Genomic DNA, 19,632 nt, shown 5'->3' on the forward strand with positions numbered 1-19,632 from the left:
GCCCGGTCCCATTCCGAACCCGGAAGCTAAGCCTGCCAGCGCCGATGGTACTGCACTCGACAGGGTGTGGGAGAGTAGGACACCGCCGGAACATCCTTCACGAAAGCCCCTGACTTCGGTCAGGGGCTTTCGTCGTTTTCCGACCCTTCGCTCACCGATTCGTCGAATGCTGTTCTCCGCATAGTCGATACCCGGTCGGTTCGCCACCCTAGCGTCACGACATCGACGTCGTTCGACGATGGAGGTGTGCGATGTTCGCCCGGTTACTGCGGCTCGGAGTGCTGACCCTGTTCGCGGCGGCGCTGACCGCACTGCCGTCGGCCGGCGCGGAGGTCCAGCAGCTGCCGACCGAAATATCCGGCGGCGCTTGGAAATCCGGCCACGTGCAGGGCATCGCGATCGACACCCGCAAGGGGTTCATGTACTTCTCCTTCACCGACCTGCTGGTGAAGACCGACCTGCACGGCACGGTGATCGGCACGCTCACCGGATTCACCGGCCACCTGGGCGACCTGGCCTTCGACGAGCGCGACGGCCGCGTCTACGGCTCGCTGGAATACAAAGCCGCGCAGGCGTTCTACATCGCCATCATCGATGTCGACCGGATCACCGAGCGGAACCTCAACGCCGAATCCACCGGCATCGTCACCACGGTGTATCTGCGCGAGGTGGTCGCCGACTACACCGCGGACATGAACGGGGACGGCAAATTCGACGGCGACACCGCCGACACCCCCGACCACCGCTACGGCTGCAGCGGCATCGACGGCGTGGCATTCGGCCCGGCCTTCGGCAGCCTCGACGGCGACCCGAAACTCACCGTCGCCTACGGGATCTATTCCGAAACCAGCCGCACCGACAACGACTATCAGGTCATCCTCCAGTACGACACCAGTCGCTGGCGCGAGTACGAGCGCCCGCTCACTCAGCGTTCCCCGCACACCAGCGGGCCGGCGACCCCGGACGGGAAGTACTTCGTCCGCACCGGAAACACCACCTTCGGCGTGCAGAACCTCGAGTTCGATCGGCACACCGGCAACTGGTTCCTGGCCGTCTATCCGGGCAAGAAGCCGCAGTTCCCCAACTATCCGTTCTTCATGGTCGAGGCGAAGCAGCAGCCGCAACGCCAACCGCTGATCGGACAGCCCCGGCCTGAACAGGCGCAGGTGCTCTCGCTCGCACCTGGCGGTCAGCGGGACGACAGTTCCGGCACCCGTGGCTGGCAGTTCCACGCCCCCTACGGATTGATCGCGCTCGGCGATGGCCGCTACTACGTCGCCACGTCCGGAACCACGAAATCGGGTGGCAGCACCAAACAGACCGGCACCGCCCACCTGTATCGCTGGACCGGCCACAGCCCCACGCCCTTCGACCAGGCCGAATAGCGACTACAGCAGACAGGCCTGCCCGAACAACGCCTTGAGCTCGCCCATCAACGCCGGCGAGCTGGTGACCTGGAATCGCGGGTCGATCGCGAGCAACTGCGGCCCGGCCTTGCCGACCAGCCTGATCCGCACCGCTACCGGTCCGGCGTGGCGCTCGAGCGTCTCGCGCAGCGTGCGCACGTTCTCGGCGGTGCAGGCGGAGACCGGAATCGTCACGGTGATCGGGTGTCCCGCGGCGAGCCCGCCCAGATCGGGAACCGTGACCTGATCGCCCAGCACCGAAAGCCGGTTCTCCCGAACGCTGACATGGGCGGCGACCACCACGACGGCGTCCTCGACGAGACTGGCCGCCGCGCCGGCATAGGCGGCGGGGAAGAACAGAACCTCGGTGCTCGCGTCCAGATCCTCCACCCGCACGATGGCCCACGGCTCGCCCTTCTTCGTCACCCGTCGATCGATCGCCGCCACGATGCCGCCGACCAGGATCTGCCTGCCGTGCGGCACCCGCCCCTCGGTGATCGTCACGATGGGGGTATCGCACCGCGCGGCGAGCAGCGGGGCCACCGCGTCGAGCGGATGACCGGAAACGTAGAGCCCCAGCATTTCCCGTTCGAAACCGAGCAGCTGTTTACTGTCCCATTCCTGGTCCGGCACCGGGATCTCGAAAACGGAACCGAGCGTCTCCGCGCCCGCACTATCGGCGGCGAACAGATCGAATTGCCCGCGCGCCGCGGCCTTCTTGGTGTTCATCGCCGCGTCGACGGCCGCGTCGTGGATCAGGTGCAACCCTTGGCGCGGGTGACCGAGCGAGTCGAAGGCGCCCGCCTTGATCAGCGATTCGACCACCCGTTTGGCGCAGCCGATCGCGTCGACCTTCGCGAGGTAGTCGGAGAAACCGGTGAACGCCCCGCCCCGCTCCCGAGCCTGGATGACGGCCGCCACCACGGGCTCGCCCACATTGCGGACAGCGCCGAGCCCGAACCGAATATCCGCTCCCACACTGGAGAACGTGCCCACCGAGTGATTGACATCGGGCGAGAGCACCCGGATACCGCGCTTACGGCAATCCGCCAGATAGATCGCCGACTTGTCCTTGTCGTCCCCGACGGACGTGAGCAGCGCGGCCATGAACTCCGCCGGGTAGTTCGCCTTCAGGTAGGCGGTCCAGTACATGACCAGGCTGTAGCCCGCGGCATGCGATTTGTTGTAGGCGTAGCCGGCGAACGGCAGCACCGCGTCCCACAGCGCGGTGATGGCTCCGTCGCCGTACCCGTTGTCGCGCATGCCGGCGCGGAAGTTCTCGAATTCCAGCGCGAGCACCTCGGGCTTCTTCTTGCCCATCGCGCGACGCAGCAGATCGGCCTGGCCGAGCGAGTACCCGGCCACCCGCTGCGCCAGCTGCATGATCTGCTCCTGATAGACGATCAGCGCATAGGTTTCGGCCAGGATGTCCCGCAGCGGCTCGTCCAGCTCGGGATGAATGGGGGTGACCGCCTCGCGGCCGTTCTTGCGATCGGCGTAGGCCCAATGCGCGCCGACCCCCATCGGGCCGGGCCGGTACAGCGCGTTGGAGGCGATCAGGTCGTTGAACTCGGTGGGCGCCATGCGGAGCAACAGCTCCCGCATGCCCGCCGAATCCATTTGGAACACACCGAGATTGTCACCGCGGGCCAGCATCGCGTAGGCCTGCCCGTCGTCGAGGGCGAGGGTGTCCAGGTCGATGTCGATACCGCGGTTGGCGCGAATGTTGTCCAGGCAGTCCCCGATCACGGTCAGCGTGCGCAGCCCGAGAAAGTCCATCTTGAGCAGGCCGATGTCCTCGCACGACGGGTAGTCCCAGCCGGTGATGATCGCGCCGTCCTGCGGCCGCCGCCACAGCGGAACGGTGTCGAGCAGCGGCTCATTGGACAGGATGACCGCGCACGCATGCACGCCTGCGCCGCGGACGATCCCTTCCAATCCCACTGCGGTATCATAGATTCGGCGCACATCCGGGTCGTTGTCGATGAGCGCGCGCAGCTCGGCGGCCTCGCCGTACCGGTCGTGGTTTCGGTCGGTGATGCCCGCGACGGAGATGTCCTTGGCCGCCACCGGGGGCGGCAGCGCCTTGGTCATGCGATCGGCGATGGCGAATCCGGCCTGGCCGAAATTGACCCGCGCGGCGTCCTTGATCGCCGCCTTCGTTTTGATCGTGCCGAAGGTGATCACCTGGGCGACCTTGTCCGCACCCCAGCGGTCGGTGGCGTAGCGGATCATCTCCCCGCGCCGGCGGTCGTCGAAGTCGATATCGATGTCCGGCGCCGACGGCCGCTCCGGGTTGAGGAACCGCTCGAACAGCAGTCCGTGCTCGATCGGGTCGATATTGGTGATCGCCAGCGCGTAGGCGACCAGCGACCCGGCCGCCGAACCGCGGCCAGGCCCTACCCGGATCCCCACCTGCCGGGCGTGCGCCACCAGATCGCCGACCACCAGGAAGTACGCCGGGAATCCCTTGTCCCGAATGATATCCAGCTCGAATTCCGCTCGGCGGCGGTAGGTTTCGGGAACCCCGGACGGCAGCCGCCAGCGCAGCCCGGCCTCGACCGCGCGGCGCAGCCAGCTGTCCTCGGTGTGCCCCTCCGGCACCGGGAACACCGGCATCCGGTCCCGGAACTCCCACACCTCGTCGTACGGTTCCACCCGCTCGGCCACGGCGAGGGTGGCATCGCACGCGCCGGGAACCTCCTCGTCCCACAGCGCCCGCATCTCCGCCGCGGACTTCAGGTAGTAGCCGTCGCCGTCGAACCGGAACCGGGTCGGATCCGACAGCGTCTTCCCGGTCTGCACGCACAGCATCGCCTCGTGCGCCGCCGCCTGCTCGCGCAGCACATAGTGACAGTCGTTCGTCGCCAGCGGCGTCAAGCCGACCTTCGCGCCGACCGCCAGCAGATCCTCCCGGACCCGGCGTTCGATGGTCAGCCCGTGATCCATCAGCTCGAGGAAGAAGTTCTCCGGCCCGAAGATCTCCCGCCAGCGGCCCGCCGCGGCGTAGGCCGCGTCGAAGTGTCCCAGCCGCAGGCGCGTCTGCACCTCACCGGACGGGCAGCCCGTGGTGGCGATGATGCCCTCGGCATGCTCGGCGATCAGCTCCGCGTCCATCCGCGGCCATTTGCCCAGCTGTCCCTCGAACGACGCCAGCGACGACAGCCTGAACAGATTGCGCAGGCCGACCGCGTTTCTGGCGAACATCGACAGATGCAGGTACGCGCCGGAACCCGACACGTCGTCGCCCTTCTGTGCCGGATCGCCCCAGAACACTCGCTTGTTCGAGAACCGGGACTCGGGCGCGACGTACGCCTCGATCCCGATGATCGGCTTGACTCCCGACCGTTTCGACTGCCGGAAGAACTCCGCGGCCCCGTACATGTTGCCGTGATCGGTCATCGCCACCGCGGGCATGCGCAAACGTTCGGCCTCGGCGAACAGCGGACCCATCTTCGCCATGCCGTCGAGCATCGAGTACTCGGTGTGGTTGTGGAGATGCACGAAAGACGTGCCTGTCATCGGATCACCTGTGCCCTCGACGAGAGTGGCGTCGACCGTCCGGTTGTCCGAAGGGCCGGGGCGCCACAGCTTTCGGACTCATGTGACCAGGTGAAATAGGGCGCGTCGAACAATAGACATGCTTGGCGGCACAACTGATGGTTGTATATCGAGGTGACCGCAGACCTCGATCTGGCCGCCGTCCGGGCATTCGTCGCCGCGGCCGACCATCGTCAGTTCAGTCTGGCCGCCGATGTGCTCGGGCTCAGCCAGCAGGCGGTCTCCAAACGGATCGTCAAGCTGGAAACCCAGTTGGGCGCAACGTTGTTCGAGCGGATCCACACCGGGATCACGCCGACCACCGCGGGTCTCCGGCTGCTACCGCACGCCAGATCGTTGCTGGCCATGGCCGGCGAGGCGGTCGCGGCCGTGCGGGACAACCCGGGCCCGTTGCGGGTGGCCGTCCTCGGTGAGCGACAGGCGGCGATGCAGGCCCTGCAGTTCTATCTCGACCGCCATCCCGGCGCCGATACCGAGATCGTCCTGTCGAACGCGTTCACCACCTCGCGCGACGCCTTGCTGAGCGGTCGCGCCGACGCGGCGTTTGCCAGGGCGCACGGCGGGCCGCGACCATTGCCTGCCCAGATTGCCGCCGCCCCGGCCTATTTGGAGCCGCTGCACCTACTGGTCGGCCGCAATCATCCGCTCGCCGGGCGGCCCGCGGTGCGGCTCGCCGACCTCCGCGCCCGCACCGTTTGGGTGCCCGGCGCCGCGGTGCCGTCGGAATGGTCCGACTACTACCGGGATCTGAGCGAATTCAGCGGCGTCCCGATCGACGCCACGCGCAGGCCCGACGTGCTCGGCAACCCCGACGCCACGCGCGGGCCCGCGCCGATCGAGCTGCTGGTCGACCGGATCGCCGCGTCCGATACCTTGGCCACCTTCAGCGGTGACGGATTCAAAAGCCCATGGCACCCGCATATTCGGCGGGTGCCGATCGTGGACCCCACGCCGGCCTATCCGCACGCGTTCCTGTGGGACATCACCAACACCCATCCCGACCTGCCCGCGCTGATCAGCCACTTCCGGGCGAACTACAACAGCGATATCGCGGCCGACTGCTGGATACCCGACCTCGATCGTGCCGTGTTCGCCGCGGGCGGACTCGCCCCGACGGGTGCCGTGTGACGCTACTTCCGGCCGCGCGCGCCGAGTTCGGCGTTGTCGGCGGCGGCGCGACCGTCGTCCCAGCCGTTGGCATTGGGGATCGAGACACCACGGTTGCGTACCGCCGGAAACAAGGTGTCGAAGGCCTTGTCCACCTTCAGCTGGTGCGAGGCGAGAACCGGTAGCAATCGTTCGGCGTCCGCGGATTCGGCGATCGTGGCCGCGGCCGCCGCGGCCAGCCGTTCGCCGATTCGGGTGGCATAGGCGATGAGGAACGACTTGCGGTAGGCACGACTGCGCGAGTCGGCGCTGCGCTCGGCCTGGTTGCCGCTGGCGATCATCGCCCTGGTGGCCTGGACCAGCAGCGAGGTCGTCAGCATCGCCACGACCTCCAGGTCCGCGTCGTCGCCGACGATGGTCATGAATCCCCACGCCGAGGCGAAGATCGCGCGGCAACGGTTCGCACCGGCGACCACGTCGGCGAGCAGCGCCTTGGCGTCGACATAGGGCGTGTCGAGCCATATCCGCGCCGCGCCGGGAAGATCGGGCATGGAGGTGTCGGCATCGACCAGCACGCGATCCACGGCGTACTTGGTCATCAACTCCTGCGCTTTCGCCGAAAGCGCCTCGGCCTCATCCGGAAACGTGGTCGACTCGGCCTTCGCGAGCAACCCGCGGACCCGGCTCAGGACCTTCGCGTCGACATGGTGCGGCGCGGCAGCGCTCGGTCGCGCGGTGCCGGGCAGCGGACGAATGAGTTCGAGCCGGGGCAGCCGGATCAGCAGCGCCAGCGCCTGGACCACGGTGGTGACCGCCTCGACCGGAGTCAGCAACTGCTTCGCCGCCCACTGCCCGAGGTGTGGTGCCGTGGACGACCACCAGACGGCGGCATCGAGCGCGTCGACCTGCGCGCGCCACGTCTCGTCAACCGATGCGTCGGCGAACGGCCGTAGGTATGCGGCGATCAGGTCGGTCAGCAGCGCTACCGCGTATTCGTCCAGGTGCCGCCGTGCCGCCTGGTGCACGTCCTCGGGCAGCCAGCCGTTCCGGAACACCCGGGTGATGAGGTGCTGACCGGCGAGATCCGCGCCGTGCTCCACCTGTGCGCGCAGCGGCCCGTGCCCGGCGAGTGCCGTCGCGCAGTGCCGCGCGGCCGCCGAAGCGCCCTGCGCGGTCTCCATGGCGGCGGCCGTCAACGCAGTGGCGATCTGTTCCGCGTCTACCGGAGCCGCGGACTCTTGTTGCGTAGACCAGGTAGCGCCGGTCTCCGGTCGCCGCCCCGTGCGCTTGCGCCGATTCTGCTTACCCATGCTCACCCCCGTCCACGTTCCAGCAGCGCCGAACACCTGGCAACGATAGGGCAGCCCACCGACTCGCGGTCACGCCGCCCGGTCGGGTCAGTCGGCGGCGGCCCCGCCGCAGGTATTCGGCGATCGCGTCCGATTGCGGGCCATTCAGCCGAGGTGCCGGGTCAGGTCGTCCTGCTCGTGCTCCAGGACCGGACCATCGTCGGTGTCGGATCGTCGAAGTAGATGCTGCGTGCCTTGTCCAGGCCGGCATTGCCGTGCGCGGTAGCCATGGAAGGAACGCCCGGGCGTGATCGGCGTGATCCTGCCTGTCCGATCAACTGCGTGCCGCCTGCGAAAGCGCGGTGGTCAGTTGGTGCGCGGCGTCGAGGGTCGCCGAAATGTATTCGTCCCGTTCGGGTTTGGTCGCCTCGGCGCGCAGCGGGCCGAGCTGCACCTCGTAGGCGGCGGTACCGGTCGCGTCGAAGGCGGGTGCGGCGAGGTAGCTCACCGGAAGCGCTTCGTCGGAATCCAATTCGGCCCTGGTGAACGGTCGCGACGTGAGCGCGGCGAGCTGCCGGAGCGCACGGGTGCGCAGATGTGGTTGCAGCAGTTCGGATCCCACCGCGCCGAGCAGATCGGCGAGCAGGTCCACCAGTCCCGCGTCGTCGGCGCGCGGCCGGAAGACGGCGACCCCGCGGTCGCGCACGAGGGCGAGCAGCGTACCGGCCGTGCGCCGATCGGCGCCGGCGGCGGTCGCCGTCCACGCGTTCTGCTCGCTCGCCGAACGCCACGGCATCACGCTCGCCCCGGCCGGGAACTGGAGTGGAATGCGATGTCCGACCGGAATTCCCGGCACGACCCGGTCGGTACCGTGCCGGACATCGAGCACGGTGAGCCGGTCGGGCTCGATCCGGCTGAACGTCGCCCCGGCGCCGGTGCGCGCGGCGAGTGTCGCGAGGATCGCGCCGACGCCGTGGGGGAGCGCGGTGCCGTGCAGCCCGGCCAGGGCCGGCCCGATCACGTAACCCCGATACGCGTCCCGGCCGACCCAGCCTGCCGCATCGAGCTCGGCGAGGATCGCGGTCGCGGTTGCCCTGGCGATGTCGAGTCGTTCGGCGATCCCCGCGACGCTGATCGGTTCGGTGGTCGTCGCGAGCAGCGAAACGATGTCCACGACGCGGCGGGTCGGTGGGGAGGCGGAGCGGTCCGGCATGACGGAACCCCTTGTTTCTGCTCGGGCGGTCGACCTACTATGTGTCGAATATTAGTGCATTCACTGTCGAATATTCGACACCCGCAGGGCGGCGCGGGATCGCGCACGGCATGGATGGAGCGCGAATGATTCTGGATCGGTTCCGCATAGACGGCCAGGTCGCCATCGTGACGGGCGCGGGCCGCGGTCTGGGCGCGGCGATCGCGGTGGCCTTCGCCGAGGCGGGCGCGGACGTGGTCATCGCGTCCCGCACCAAGAGCCAATTGGACGAGGTGGCCGAGCGGGTGAGCGCGGCGGGCCGGCAGGCGCACGTGGTGCCGGCCGACCTCAGCGACATCGAGGCGAGCGCGGCGCTGGCCGCGATCGCGGTGGAGCGGTTCGGCCGGCTCGACATCGTGGTGAACAATGTCGGCGGCGCCATGCCGTGCCCGCTGCTCGACACCACCCCGCAGGCGCTGGTGGACGCGTTCAATTTCAACGTCACCAACGCACACGCCCTGGTCCGTGCCGCGGTGCCGCGCATCCTCGAAACCGCGGGCGGCGGTTCGATTCTGAACATCACCTCCACCATGGGGCGGCTGCCCGGCCGCGCGTTCGCGGCGTACGGCACGGCCAAGGCCGCCCTCGCGCACTACACCAAACTCGCTGCGCTGGACCTGAACCCGCGCATCCGGGTGAATGCCATTGCGCCGGGCTCGATCCTGACCTCCGCCTTGGAGATCGTCGCGAGCAACGACGCGATGCGCACCCAATTGGAAACCAAGACACCGTTGCAACGCATCGGCGATCCCGAAGACATCGCCGCGGCCGCCCTCTACCTGGTGTCCCCGGCCGGCAAGTACGTCACGGGCAAGATCCTCGAACCCGACGGCGGCCTGATCACCCCGAACCTCGACCTCCCGATTCCGGATCTGACATGACCTATCGCGTAGTGCAGTGGGGCACCGGCAATGTCGGCAGGCATGCCCTGGCCGGCGTCATCGCCAACCCCGACCTGGAACTGACCGGCGTCTGGGTCTCCGGCCCGAAAAAGGACGGCGAGGACGCCGGAAGCCTTGCCGGACTGGAGCATCCGGTCGGCGTGGCCGCGACGACGGACACCGAGGCGATCCTCGCCGCGAAACCCGACTGCGTCGTCTACTGCTCGATGACCGACAACCGGCTGATGGACGCCATCGGCGACCTGCAACGGATCCTCAGCGCCGGAATCAATGTGGTCGCGTGCGCCCCGGTGTTCTTCCAGTACCCCTACGGTGTCCTGCCCGACGAGCTGTTGAAGCCGATCCAGGAGGCGGCCGCGCAGGGCGATTCGTCGCTGTGGGTCAACGGCATCGATCCCGGCTTCGCCAACGACCTGATGCCGCTTGCGCTCGCGGGCACCTGCCTGCGGATCGACGAGCTCCGCTGCATCGAGATCGTCGACTACGCCAGTTACGACAATCGCGAAGTCATGTTCGACATCATGGGCTTCGGCAAACCGCTCGACGACATCCCGATGCTGCTCCAGCCCGGCGTGCTGTCGCTCGCCTGGGGCGGCACCGTGCGCCAGCTCGCGGCGGGCATCGGCGTCACCCTGGACGCGGTCACCGAGACCTACCAGCGCGTCCCGGCCACCCACGCGTTCGACATAGCCACCGGCCACATCGCCGAAGGCACCGCTGCCGCACTGCGTTTCGAGGTGCGCGGCATGGTCGGCGACACCCCGGTCACGGTCCTCGAGCACGTCACCCGACTACACCCCGACCTGTGCCCGGACTGGCCGCAACCCGCTCACCACGAGGGCTCCTACCGGGTGGAGATCACCGGCGAACCGAGCTACGCCATGGATTTGGTGACGTCGAGCCACCACGGCGACCACAACCACGCCACCCTGCTCGCCACCGCCATGCGCATCGTCAACGCCATTCCCGCGGTGGTCGAGGCGCCCGCGGGCATCCTGACCGCCCTCGATCTGCCGCTGATCACCAAACCCGCACAGCGGTAATCCTATTCGCGCGCGCGATACCGCTCGAGCAGCCGCACGTGCGCCGGCTCCAGCTCCTCGGCCGAGCCGACGCCGAGCAGCTTCATGGTCCGGACGATCTGCGTGCGGAGGATGTCGACGGCGCGGTCGACCCCGGCCTCGCCGCCGGCCATCAACCCGTACAGGTAGGCCCGGCCGATCAGGGTGAAGCGCGCGCCGAGCGCGAGCGCGGCGACGATGTCGGCACCGTGCATGATGCCGGTGTCGAGGTGGATCTCCACGTCGTCGCCCACCTCGCGCACCACGCCGGGCAGCAGGTGCAGCGGAACGGGCGCGCGATCCAGTTGGCGCCCACCGTGATTGGACAGGACCACGCCGTCGACGCCGAGCCCGGCCAGGCGCTTGGCATCCTCGACCGTCTGCACGCCCTTCACCAGCAGCTTGCCCGGCCAGGTCGCCCGGATCCAGGCCAGGTCGTCGAAGGTGACGGTCGGGTCGAACATGACGCCGATCAGCTCGGCTACCGTGCCCGACCAGCGGTCCAGTGAGGCGAACGAGAGCGGTTCGGTGGTGAGGAAGTCCCACCACCACCGTGGCTTGCGCACGGCGTCGAACGCGCCGGTCAGCGTGAGGGACGGCGGGATCGTCATTCCGTTGCGCACGTCGCGCATCCGGTTTCCCGCCACCGGCACGTCGACCGTGACGACGAGGGTGTCGAATCCCGCCTGCGCGGCCCGTTCGACCAGCGCCGACGAGCGATCGCGGTCGGTCCACATGTAGAGCTGAAACCAATTGCGGGCGTTGGTGCCGGTCCCCGCGGCGACGTCCTCGATCGCGGCGGTCCCCATCGTGGACAGCGTGAACGGGATGCCCGCGCGTTCGGCCGCCCGCGCCCCGGCCAGCTCGCCCGCCGTGTGCAGCATCCGGGTGAACCCGGTGGGCGCGATGCCGAACGGCAGCGCCGAAGTACGGCCGAGCACCTGGACCGAAGGGTCGGCCGCGGCGACATTGCGCAGGATCGCCGGCTGGAACTCTAAGTCGGAGAACGCCTCCCGCGCCCGCGCGAGACTCAGCTCGGCATCGGCGGCACCGTCGGCGTAGTCGAACGCGACCTTCGGCGTGCGCCTGCGTGCCAGCTCCCGCAGGTCCCAGATCGTCTGCGCGCGTGCGAGTTTGCGCGCCCGGCCGCCGAACGGCCGCTCGAACCTGACCAGCGGCGCGAGCTCGCGCGGTCGCGGCAGCCTGCGCGCGGTCATCGCGCGGCCCCGGCCACCTGCGCCGCCGTCCGCAACCGCAGGGAATGCATTCCGCCGTCGACCTCCAGCATGGTCGCGGTGATGGACGCGGCCGCCGGACCGGCCAGGTAGGTGACCGCCCCGGCGACCTCCTGCGCCGTGACCAGCCGCGCGTGTGGCTGGCGGGCCCGGAGCGCGGCCAGCTCGGCGTCGGGGTCCGCGCTGGACGCCAATAGTCGCTGCACCCAGGGTGTGTCGACGGTGCCGGGGTTGACGCAGTTCACCCGCACGCCCTCGCGCAGGTGGTCGGCGGCCATCGCGCGGGTGAGCGAGAGGATCGCGCCCTTGCTCGCGCTGTAGACGGCTCGGTCCGGCAATCCGGTGGTGGCCGCGATCGAGCAGATGTTCACGATCGCCGCGGCCGGGGATCGGCGCAGATGGGGCAGTGCCGCGCGGGAAACGCGCACCGTGCCGAACACGTTGACCTCGAACACCCGCCGCCATTCGTCGTCGGGGTTGTCCGCGACGGTGCCCTGCGCGCCGATGCCCGCGTTGTTGACCAGGATGTCGAGCCGGCCGAAGGTGTCGACGACGCCCGCGATCGCGCCACGCACCGAATCGTCATCGGCGACATCGCAACGGAATGCGGCCGCCGGGCCGTCGCCGGGATTCAGATCGAGCACCGCCACGCGCGCGCCCGCCGTGCCGAGCGCCTCGGTGACCGCCTTCCCGATGCCGGACGCACCTCCGGTGACCACAGCTACCAGTCCGTCGAGCGGATCATGCGACGACATACCGACCACCTTCTCACCTCGGTTCCGGTGCGCGAGGCACGGCACCGGACAGATCCGATGTTTAACTGCGGCGAACATAACATCAATCCGCGTGGCTCGCGCCAGATTGCCACTGCGCAACCAGGATTGACGAATCTTCATTCTCCCATTGCGCGATTAGACATCCGATGTATAGTCGTGACCCAGATCACTATCTGGAACGAGGATCTCCCCATGGCGCACCTCACGGCGCTGGACACCTTCGACGTCCGGTTCCCGACGTCGCGCGAGCTGGACGGCTCGGACGCGATGAACCCCGACCCCGACTATTCGGCGGCCTACGTGATCCTGCGGACCGACGATCCGGCGGGTCCGCAGGGGCACGGATTCGCGTTCACGATCGGGCGCGGCAACGACGTGCAGCGGGTCGCGATCCAGTCGCTCGAGCACCTGGTGCTCGGCCGCTCGGTGGCCGAAATCGCCGAGAACCTCGGAGGATTCGCCCGCGATCTCGCCGCCGACTCCCAATTGCGCTGGCTCGGACCGGAGAAGGGCGTCATGCACATGGCGGTCGGCGCGGTGCTCAACGCGGCGTGGGATCTGGCCGCGAAGCTTGCGGGAAAACCGGTGTGGCAGTTGGTCGCCGAGATGTCGCCGGAGCAGATCGTGGACCTGATCGACTTCCGCTATCTGACCGACGCGCTCACCCCCGGCGAGGCGCTGGAGATCCTCCGCCGCGCCGAGCCGGGGAAGCGAGAGCGCACCGCCCGGCTGGTAGACATCGGATATCCGGCGTATACGACCTCACCGGGCTGGCTCGGCTACTCCGACGACAAGCTGGCCCGGCTGGCGCGGCAGGCGGTGGCCGATGGGTTCGAGACCATCAAGATCAAGGTCGGCCGCGACGTCGACGCGGACGTGCGCCGGATCAAGGTCGCCAGGGAGGCGATCGGACCCGACATCGGGTTGGCCGTGGACGCGAACCAGCGCTGGGACGTCGACGCCGCCGTGGACTGGATTTCCCGGCTGGCGCCGGCGAATCCGGCCTGGGTCGAGGAACCGACCAGCCCGGACGACATCCTCGGCCACGCCGCGATCCGTCGAAGGGTCGCGCCGGTGCGGATCTCGACCGGCGAACACGGCCAGAACCGGATCCTGTTCAAGCAACTGCTGCAAGCGGGCGCGGTCGACATCTTGCAGATCGACGCGGCCAGGGTGGCCGGCGTGAACGAGAATCTGGCAATCCTGTTGCTGGCGGCCAAGTTCGGCGTTCCGGTGGTGCCGCACGCGGGCGGCGTCGGGCTGTGTGAACTGGTCCAGCATCTGGCGATGATCGATTACATCGCGATCACCGGCACCATCGAGGGCCGGGCGATCGAATTCGTCGACCATCTGCACGAGCATTTCCGGCATCCGGTGCGCGTGGCCGGCGGTCGCTACCTCGCCCCGCGCGAGCCCGGCTTCAGCGCGGAGATGCGGCCGGAATCATTGCGCGACTACACGTATCCGACGGGAGCCGCGTGGCGCGCGGATCCGCAGGCCCGCCCGACCCGACAGCAGGAGAACTCATGAAAACCGCCAGCCGCATCGGCGTAGCCCTCGGCGCCACACTGGTCATCGCCGCCGGCGCCGCCTGTTCCCGGGAGTCCACCGGCACCGGCCCCGGCGCCCCGGCCGTCACCGTGGGCAGCGGCGCGGACAACGGCGTGCTCGTCGGCGCGGACCAGCCCCGCTCGGACTCCGACTTCTGGAGCGCCTACGCGGGCTATCTGGGCCCGAAAGCGGCTGCCGCCGGGGTGAAGCTGGAGAACACGTCCTCCGACAACGACGCCAACCGGCTCAAATCGAATGTCGACACCCTGCTGTCCAAGAACGTGAAGGCGATCATCATGGCGCCGCAGGACACCGCGGCGGTGAAACCCGCCCTCGCCGCGGCGGCCGCGAAGAACGTGCCGGTGGTCAGCGTGGACACCCGGCCGGACAGCGGCGGCGTGTACATGGTCGTGCGCGCGGACAATCGGGCGTACGGCACCAAGTCGTGTATCTATCTCGGTGAAACCCTGAAGGGCACAGGCAAAGTCGTCGAGTTCCAGGGTGACCTGAGTTCGATCAACGGGCGCGATCGGTCCGAGGCGTTCGCCGAGTGTATGAGGACGCGATACCCCGGCATCAAGGTGATCGAGATCCCGACCGATTGGAAGGGCGACCGCGCCGTCTCCGGCCTCCAGGACAAGTTGCTCACCGACCCCGACATCAACGGCATCTACATGCAGGCGGGCGGGGTGTTCCTGCAATCGACGATGGCGCTGCTGCGGCGCAGCGGCAAACTGGTGAAAGCCGGTGCGCCGGGCCACATCACGATCGTGTCGAACGACGGCATCAAGGCCGAACTGGACGCCATCGAGGCGGGTGAGATCGATGCGACCATCTCGCAGCCCGCCGACCTGTACGCACAGTACGCGGCCTTCTACGCCAAGGCCGCCGTCGACGGCCGCACGTTCGCCCCGGGGCCGACCGACCACGGCTCGACGATCATCGACACCGGCGTCGGCGGCACGCTCGAGGACCAGCTGTCCGCGCCCGTGGTCACCCGGACCGGCGGCAAGGTCGGTGAACTCGACACGGTGAACACCACCGCGCCCGGTCTGTGGGGTCACGGCGGATGACCGGCGAACCGATCGCCGAGGCGATCGACGTGTCGAAACGGTTCGGCCGCAACGTGATCGCGCTCGACCGGGTCGGCCTGCGGGTCGCGGCGGGCCGCACGCACGCCCTGGTCGGGCGCAACGGTGCCGGGAAGTCGACCCTGGTGTCGATCCTGACCGGGCTCGAGACCCCCGATGCGGGGGAGGTGCGGTTCAACGGTCTCCCGGCGCCGTCACCCGCCGACCGGGACGCCTGGCGGTCCCGGGTGGCGTGCGTGTATCAGAAGTCGACGATCATCCCGGATCTGTCGGTGGCGGAGAACCTGTTCGTCAACAGTCAGGGTTTCGGCGGCCGAATCATCAACTGGCGCACGGTGCGTGGGCGCGCCCGCGCGCTGCTCGATACCTGGTCGGTGCCGGTCGACGTGGATACCGTCGCCCGGGATCTGTCGGTGGAGCATCGGCAGCTGGTCGAGATCGCGCGATCCCTCTCGCACGGTGCGCGTTTCATCATCCTGGACGAGCCGACCGCGCAACTCGACGGACCGGCGATCAAGCGGCTGTTCGGCCGCATCGAGGACCTGCAGAAGCAGGGTGTCACCTTTCTGTTCATCTCCCACCACCTGGACGAGACCTACGAAATCTGCCAGGACATCACCGTTTTCCGGGACGCCAGGCAGGTGGTGACCGCGCCGGTCGCCGAATTGGGCAAGCGGGAACTCATCGCGGCGATGACCGGTGACTCGGTCGAGCTCGAGACACCGGTCGCGCGGCGCGCTCCGGATGCGTCGGCCGCGCCGACGCTACGGGTCGAAGGGCTTACTCGGGCAGGCATATTCGACGACGTGACGTTCGAGGTCAAGCCGGGGCAGATCGTCGGCCTCGCCGGTGGCGGCAGCAGCGGCCGGATCGAGGTCGCCGAGACCATCGTCGGCCTGCACCGGGCGGCAGCCGGTTCCATTGTCGTGTCCGGCGCCCGGCTGCGCCGCGGCGGTGTGCACGCCGCGCTGCGCGCGGGCATCGGATTCGTGCCGCGCGACCGGCACGACGAGGGGCTGATCCCGGAGATGAGCGTCGCCGACAATGCCACGCTGACCGTGCCGCGTCGGCTGGGCCGCCTGGGACTGCTGTCTCGCCGGACCCGAAACGCGGTGGCGGGCAGGGCAATCGACGATCTGGGCATCAAGACCGAGGGGCCCGATCAGAGTGTCGCCGAGTTGTCCGGCGGCAATCAGCAGAAGGTGGTGTTCGCCCGTGCGCTCGCCACCGACCCCGCGGTCCTGGTGTTGATCACGCCGACCGCGGGCGTGGACGTCCGGTCGAAGGAGACGCTGCGCGGGGTGGTGCGCGATGCCGCGGACCGGGGGACCGCCGTCCTGGTCGTCTCCGACGAGCTGGACGATCTGCGCGACTGCGATCGGGTCCTGGTGATGGTGCAGGGCCGGATCGTTCAGGAATTCGAGCAGGGCTGGGGCGACAAGGAACTCGTCGCGGCCATGGAAGGACTGTCATGACCGCGATCGCTCCGACCCGGCGCTTCCCTGCCGCGGTGCGCTGGGGTGCGCTGCGCGACTTCCTGCTCGTGCCGCCGATCCTGCTGGTGCTGGTGGTCGGGTATTTCATCAACACCAACTTCGTCTCCGCGGCCAATCTGACCAATGTGCTGACCTCGATGAGCGGTATCGCGCTGATCGTGCTGGCCGAGGTGCTGGTGCTGGTGGTCGGCCGGATGGACCTGTCGCTGGAGTCGACCTTCGGGCTCGCCCCCGGCATCGCCATCTGGGCGACCATGGGTACCGCGAAGGTCGGTGCCTACACCTGGACCGCACCGTGGATGGCCATTCCGATCGCGCTGCTCGTCGGCCTCGCGGTCGGCGCGCTGAACGGGGTGCTGATCGTCCGGTTCGGGTTGAACGGCTTCATCGTGACGCTGGCGATGCTCATCGCGCTGCGCGGGCTGCTCACGTTCCTCACCGAGGGCTTCACCCTCACCAAGATCCCGCCGTCGGTCGAATGGCTCGGGAACACGCGGATAATGGGCGTGCCGGTCGACGTGGCGCTCTGTCTGGCGCTGTTCCTCGCCGGCTATCTCGTGCTCACCTACACCACGGCCGGGCGGGCGCTGTACGCCGTCGGCGGCAACGAGGCCGCGGCGCGGGCCGCGGGCATCCGCACCGACAACGTGGTCATCGCCGTGCTGATCGTCGCGGGCGGGCTCGCCGCGATCGGCGGGCTCATCTACTCGGGGCAGTTCGCCAGCGTGCAGGTGAGCCAGGGCGACGGGATGATCTTCCAGGTGTTCGCCGCCTGCGTGATCGGCGGGGTGGCGCTCAACGGCGGGCGCGGTTCGGTGCTCGGCGCGTTCTTCGGCGTCCTGATCCTCACGCTGATCCAGAAGCTGCTGTCCTACGGCGGAGTCAGCGCCGATTCGCTGAAGTTCATCAACGGCGCGCTGATCCTGGTCGCCCTGGTGATCACCCGCGTGGCCAGCGGCCGACGGCAGGAGTGAGTATGCGAATCGCGTTGCACACCAAGCTGAAACCCGGTGCCGAGGCCGACTACGCGGCTGCTCATCGTGCGGTGCCGACCGAACTCGTCGCCGCGATCACCGATGCCGGGGCCACGTCCTGGACCATCTGGCGCAGCGGAACCGACCTGTTCCACGTGATCGACTGTGCCGCTTACGATCTGCTGCTGAGCCGGTTGGCGGAACTGCCGGTCAACATCGCATGGCAGGCGCGGATCAACGAGTATCTCGAAGCGGTACACGACTATTCGGCCGTCGACGCACCGTTGCCGGTGATGTGGGAGCTGAATCCCCCTGGCGGTTCGGATGAATGACGTAGCCGACATCGTGCTGGGCGGAGCGGGTTACGCGGGCCTGTTCCGTGCGGTGAGCGAGGACGACGCCCAGGCGGGTCTGGCGGCGGCGTGGGACGCAGGCATTCGCGCGTTCGACACCGCGCCGCACTATGGCGCGGGCAGCAGCGAGGAGCGCCTCGGGCGGTTTCTGCGGTCCAGGTCGGAGTACACGGTGTCGACGAAGGTCGGCCGTCTGCTCTACGCCGACCCGTCCGTGCCCGACGGTGTCGACGATTTCTACGGAGCGCCGAAACGCGCACGGCGACGGGACTATTCGGCCGCCGGGGTGCGCCAGTCCCTGGCCGATTCGCTGGCGCGCCTCGGCCTGGACCGGGTAGACCTGCTCCTGATCCACGATCCGGACGAGTATCAAGCCGAAACGCTCGCCGGCGCGATGCCCGAACTGGTGCGGATGCGCGACGCCGGCGTTGTGTCCGGCATCGGAGTCGGCGTCAACGATGTGGACGTGGCGTTGCGCTTCGTCCGCGAGACAGCCATCGACCACGTGATGATCGCCGGCCGATACACGCTGCTGGACCGGCGCGCGGAAGCCGAGCTACTGCCCGAATGCGCCCACCGAGGCATTCGAGTGCTCGTCGCGGGCGTCCTGAACAGCGGGATCCTGGCCGACCCGCTGCGCAGAGCCACCTTCGACTACCGGCCCGCCCGAGGCCCCGTCATCGAACGCGCACGGGCGATGGACCGGCTCTGCGCGAAGTACGACGTCCCCCTGCGCGCCGCCGCCCTCCAATTCCCGCGCCGCAACCCCGCAGTCTCCGCCACAGTCATCGGCCCAGGCACAAAAACAGAGGTAGAAGACACCATAGCCATGCTCAACACCCCAGTCCCCGAAGCCCTCTGGCACCACCTGGACGGAATCGCATGAGCCACTGGTCAGACCGCCGCGCGTCGCAGCCACTCCATCACGCCGGCTACGTGCGCGAGGGCGCGGGCATGCGCCAGCTCGGGGTCGCGGGCGGCGATCGCGTCGCAGATCCCGCGGTGCTCGGCCACCGTGCGCTCGAATGCCTTCTCCTCGGTGATGCCGCGCCAGATCCGCGCCCGCATGGTCGGCAAGGACAGCGAATCCAGCAGCGAGGCAAGCACTTTGTTGCCCGAGGCGGCGGCGATCGCGGCGTGGAACTCGAGATCGAGCGCGACCAGCTCGGTCACCGAGTGGGTCTCCGGCACCACCAGCGTGCGCAGGTGCGCGATCCCGTTCTCCGGCATCGATTGCGCCGCAAGGGCGGTCGCGGCCGGCTCGAGGATGCGCCGGATGCCGAGGATGTCCAATACCGAGTCGTCCTGATGGAATTCGAGCAGGAAGCTCATCGCGTCCAGCAGCGACTTGGGCTCCAGGCTCGCCACGTAGGTGCCGTCGCCCTGTCGCACGTCCAGGATCCGGACCAGCGAGAGCGCGCGGACCGCCTCGCGCAACGAGTTGCGCGAGACACCGAGTTGCGCGGCGAGGTCCGCCTCCCTTGGCAGTCGCGCCCCCGGCTCCAGGTCGCCGGAGATGATCATCGCCTTGATCTTCGCTATCGCGTCGTCGGTGACCGACACCTGTTTCCTTCGCCT

General features: G+C 68.6%; 16 protein-coding genes and 1 rRNA gene. 11 read left to right on the plus strand and 6 right to left on the minus strand.

Translation table 11 applies throughout. The features are described 5' to 3' along the window. Together rrf and ACFQ9K_RS42240 are read left to right on the plus strand one after the other, a co-directional pair. Window positions 1-91 (plus strand): 5S ribosomal RNA (gene rrf, locus ACFQ9K_RS42235); the annotation flags it as partial. A gap of 160 nt (window positions 92-251) precedes the next feature. Then, the gene (locus tag ACFQ9K_RS42240; RefSeq protein WP_378721439.1) at window positions 252-1,385 is read left to right on the plus strand and encodes a hypothetical protein; all 1,134 of its coding nucleotides are present in this window, start codon (window positions 252-254) and stop codon (window positions 1,383-1,385) included. 3 nt (window positions 1,386-1,388) lie between these two features. On the opposite strand, the gene dnaE is transcribed toward ACFQ9K_RS42240, so the two are convergent. After that, on the minus strand, window positions 1,389-4,928 hold the full coding sequence (gene dnaE, locus ACFQ9K_RS42245) for a DNA polymerase III subunit alpha (RefSeq protein ID WP_378721440.1): 3,540 nt from the start codon (window positions 4,926-4,928) through the stop codon (window positions 1,389-1,391). A gap of 153 nt (window positions 4,929-5,081) precedes the next feature. Between dnaE and ACFQ9K_RS42250 the strand changes: the two genes are divergently transcribed. Continuing rightward, window positions 5,082-6,095 carry a LysR family transcriptional regulator gene (locus tag ACFQ9K_RS42250; RefSeq protein ID WP_378721442.1) on the plus strand — a complete coding sequence of 338 codons (1,014 nt, stop codon included), beginning with the start codon at window positions 5,082-5,084 and terminating at the stop codon, window positions 6,093-6,095. Between the two features lie 2 nt (window positions 6,096-6,097). Here the strand turns inward: ACFQ9K_RS42250 and ACFQ9K_RS42255 are convergent, their stop codons facing one another. After that, complete coding sequence (locus ACFQ9K_RS42255; RefSeq protein ID WP_378721443.1) at window positions 6,098-7,384, minus strand: DUF2786 domain-containing protein; 1,287 nt, start codon at window positions 7,382-7,384, stop codon at window positions 6,098-6,100. Window positions 7,385-7,697: 313 nt separating this feature from the next. Continuing rightward, on the minus strand, window positions 7,698-8,576 hold the full coding sequence (locus tag ACFQ9K_RS42260; RefSeq protein ID WP_378721444.1) for a helix-turn-helix domain-containing protein: 879 nt from the start codon (window positions 8,574-8,576) through the stop codon (window positions 7,698-7,700). Between the two features lie 125 nt (window positions 8,577-8,701). Between ACFQ9K_RS42260 and ACFQ9K_RS42265 the strand changes: the two genes are divergently transcribed. Both ACFQ9K_RS42265 and ACFQ9K_RS42270 read left to right on the plus strand, forming a co-directional pair. Beyond that, the gene (locus ACFQ9K_RS42265; protein WP_378721445.1) at window positions 8,702-9,496 is read left to right on the plus strand and encodes an SDR family oxidoreductase; all 795 of its coding nucleotides are present in this window, start codon (window positions 8,702-8,704) and stop codon (window positions 9,494-9,496) included. Further along, window positions 9,493-10,560, plus strand: a complete 1,068-nt coding sequence (locus ACFQ9K_RS42270; RefSeq protein WP_378721446.1) for a diacylglycerol kinase — start codon at window positions 9,493-9,495, stop codon at window positions 10,558-10,560. The genes ACFQ9K_RS42265 and ACFQ9K_RS42270 overlap by 4 nt, the downstream gene beginning before the upstream one ends. A gap of 2 nt (window positions 10,561-10,562) precedes the next feature. Here ACFQ9K_RS42270 and ACFQ9K_RS42275 read toward each other — a convergent pair whose 3' ends face one another. Continuing rightward, complete coding sequence (locus tag ACFQ9K_RS42275; protein WP_378721447.1) at window positions 10,563-11,795, minus strand: alpha-hydroxy-acid oxidizing protein; 1,233 nt, start codon at window positions 11,793-11,795, stop codon at window positions 10,563-10,565. Beyond that, entirely contained in the window at window positions 11,792-12,568 is a 777-nt protein-coding gene (locus tag ACFQ9K_RS42280) for an SDR family NAD(P)-dependent oxidoreductase (RefSeq protein WP_378721448.1), read from the minus strand. The genes ACFQ9K_RS42275 and ACFQ9K_RS42280 overlap by 4 nt, the downstream gene beginning before the upstream one ends. 213 nt (window positions 12,569-12,781) lie before the next feature. On the opposite strand from ACFQ9K_RS42280, the gene ACFQ9K_RS42285 reads away from it, so the two are divergent. The 6 genes from ACFQ9K_RS42285 to ACFQ9K_RS42310 are packed head-to-tail and all read left to right on the plus strand — an operon-like array spanning window position 12,782 to window position 18,940. Next, window positions 12,782-14,119 carry an enolase C-terminal domain-like protein gene (locus ACFQ9K_RS42285; RefSeq protein WP_378721470.1) on the plus strand — a complete coding sequence of 446 codons (1,338 nt, stop codon included), beginning with the start codon at window positions 12,782-12,784 and terminating at the stop codon, window positions 14,117-14,119. Then, the gene (locus tag ACFQ9K_RS42290) at window positions 14,116-15,213 is read left to right on the plus strand and encodes a sugar ABC transporter substrate-binding protein (RefSeq protein WP_378721450.1); all 1,098 of its coding nucleotides are present in this window, start codon (window positions 14,116-14,118) and stop codon (window positions 15,211-15,213) included. Before ACFQ9K_RS42285 ends, ACFQ9K_RS42290 begins: the two co-directional genes overlap by 4 nt. Further along, window positions 15,210-16,706, plus strand: a complete 1,497-nt coding sequence (locus ACFQ9K_RS42295; protein ID WP_378721451.1) for a sugar ABC transporter ATP-binding protein — start codon at window positions 15,210-15,212, stop codon at window positions 16,704-16,706. Before ACFQ9K_RS42290 ends, ACFQ9K_RS42295 begins: the two co-directional genes overlap by 4 nt. Beyond that, window positions 16,703-17,701, plus strand: coding sequence for an ABC transporter permease (locus tag ACFQ9K_RS42300; protein WP_378721453.1), 999 nt, complete (start codon window positions 16,703-16,705; stop codon window positions 17,699-17,701). Before ACFQ9K_RS42295 ends, ACFQ9K_RS42300 begins: the two co-directional genes overlap by 4 nt. 2 nt (window positions 17,702-17,703) lie before the next feature. Further along, window positions 17,704-18,033: an L-rhamnose mutarotase gene (locus ACFQ9K_RS42305; protein WP_378721454.1), complete on the plus strand. Its 330-nt coding sequence runs from the start codon at window positions 17,704-17,706 to the stop codon at window positions 18,031-18,033. Next, complete coding sequence (locus tag ACFQ9K_RS42310; RefSeq protein WP_378721455.1) at window positions 18,026-18,940, plus strand: aldo/keto reductase; 915 nt, start codon at window positions 18,026-18,028, stop codon at window positions 18,938-18,940. Before ACFQ9K_RS42305 ends, ACFQ9K_RS42310 begins: the two co-directional genes overlap by 8 nt. A gap of 8 nt (window positions 18,941-18,948) precedes the next feature. On the opposite strand, the gene ACFQ9K_RS42315 is transcribed toward ACFQ9K_RS42310, so the two are convergent. Further along, window positions 18,949-19,617: a FadR/GntR family transcriptional regulator gene (locus tag ACFQ9K_RS42315; protein WP_378721456.1), complete on the minus strand. Its 669-nt coding sequence runs from the start codon at window positions 19,615-19,617 to the stop codon at window positions 18,949-18,951. Window positions 19,618-19,632 lie beyond the last annotated feature (15 nt).

It is taken from the genome of Nocardia sp. NPDC056564 (assembly GCF_042793755.1).
Taxonomy (GTDB): Bacteria; Actinomycetota; Actinomycetes; order Mycobacteriales; family Mycobacteriaceae; genus Nocardia.

Excerpts from the sequence above, each read along its gene's own strand:
- dnaE (WP_378721440.1), bottom strand. The coding sequence starts at position 4,928 with ATGACAGGCACGTCTTTCGTGCATCTCCACAACCACACCGAGTACTCG.
- ACFQ9K_RS42260 (WP_378721444.1), bottom strand. The coding sequence starts at position 8,576 with ATGCCGGACCGCTCCGCCTCCCCACCGACCCGCCGCGTCGTGGACATC.
- ACFQ9K_RS42295 (WP_378721451.1), top strand. The coding sequence starts at position 15,210 with ATGACCGGCGAACCGATCGCCGAGGCGATCGACGTGTCGAAACGGTTC.
- ACFQ9K_RS42310 (WP_378721455.1), top strand. The coding sequence starts at position 18,026 with ATGAATGACGTAGCCGACATCGTGCTGGGCGGAGCGGGTTACGCGGGC.
- ACFQ9K_RS42300 (WP_378721453.1), top strand. The coding sequence starts at position 16,703 with ATGACCGCGATCGCTCCGACCCGGCGCTTCCCTGCCGCGGTGCGCTGG.
- ACFQ9K_RS42275 (WP_378721447.1), bottom strand. The coding sequence starts at position 11,795 with ATGACCGCGCGCAGGCTGCCGCGACCGCGCGAGCTCGCGCCGCTGGTC.
- ACFQ9K_RS42240 (WP_378721439.1), top strand. The coding sequence starts at position 252 with ATGTTCGCCCGGTTACTGCGGCTCGGAGTGCTGACCCTGTTCGCGGCG.
- ACFQ9K_RS42290 (WP_378721450.1), top strand. The coding sequence starts at position 14,116 with ATGAAAACCGCCAGCCGCATCGGCGTAGCCCTCGGCGCCACACTGGTC.
- ACFQ9K_RS42270 (WP_378721446.1), top strand. The coding sequence starts at position 9,493 with ATGACCTATCGCGTAGTGCAGTGGGGCACCGGCAATGTCGGCAGGCAT.
- ACFQ9K_RS42280 (WP_378721448.1), bottom strand. The coding sequence starts at position 12,568 with ATGTCGTCGCATGATCCGCTCGACGGACTGGTAGCTGTGGTCACCGGA.
- ACFQ9K_RS42305 (WP_378721454.1), top strand. The coding sequence starts at position 17,704 with ATGCGAATCGCGTTGCACACCAAGCTGAAACCCGGTGCCGAGGCCGAC.
- ACFQ9K_RS42265 (WP_378721445.1), top strand. The coding sequence starts at position 8,702 with ATGATTCTGGATCGGTTCCGCATAGACGGCCAGGTCGCCATCGTGACG.
- ACFQ9K_RS42255 (WP_378721443.1), bottom strand. The coding sequence starts at position 7,384 with ATGGGTAAGCAGAATCGGCGCAAGCGCACGGGGCGGCGACCGGAGACC.
- ACFQ9K_RS42285 (WP_378721470.1), top strand. The coding sequence starts at position 12,782 with ATGGCGCACCTCACGGCGCTGGACACCTTCGACGTCCGGTTCCCGACG.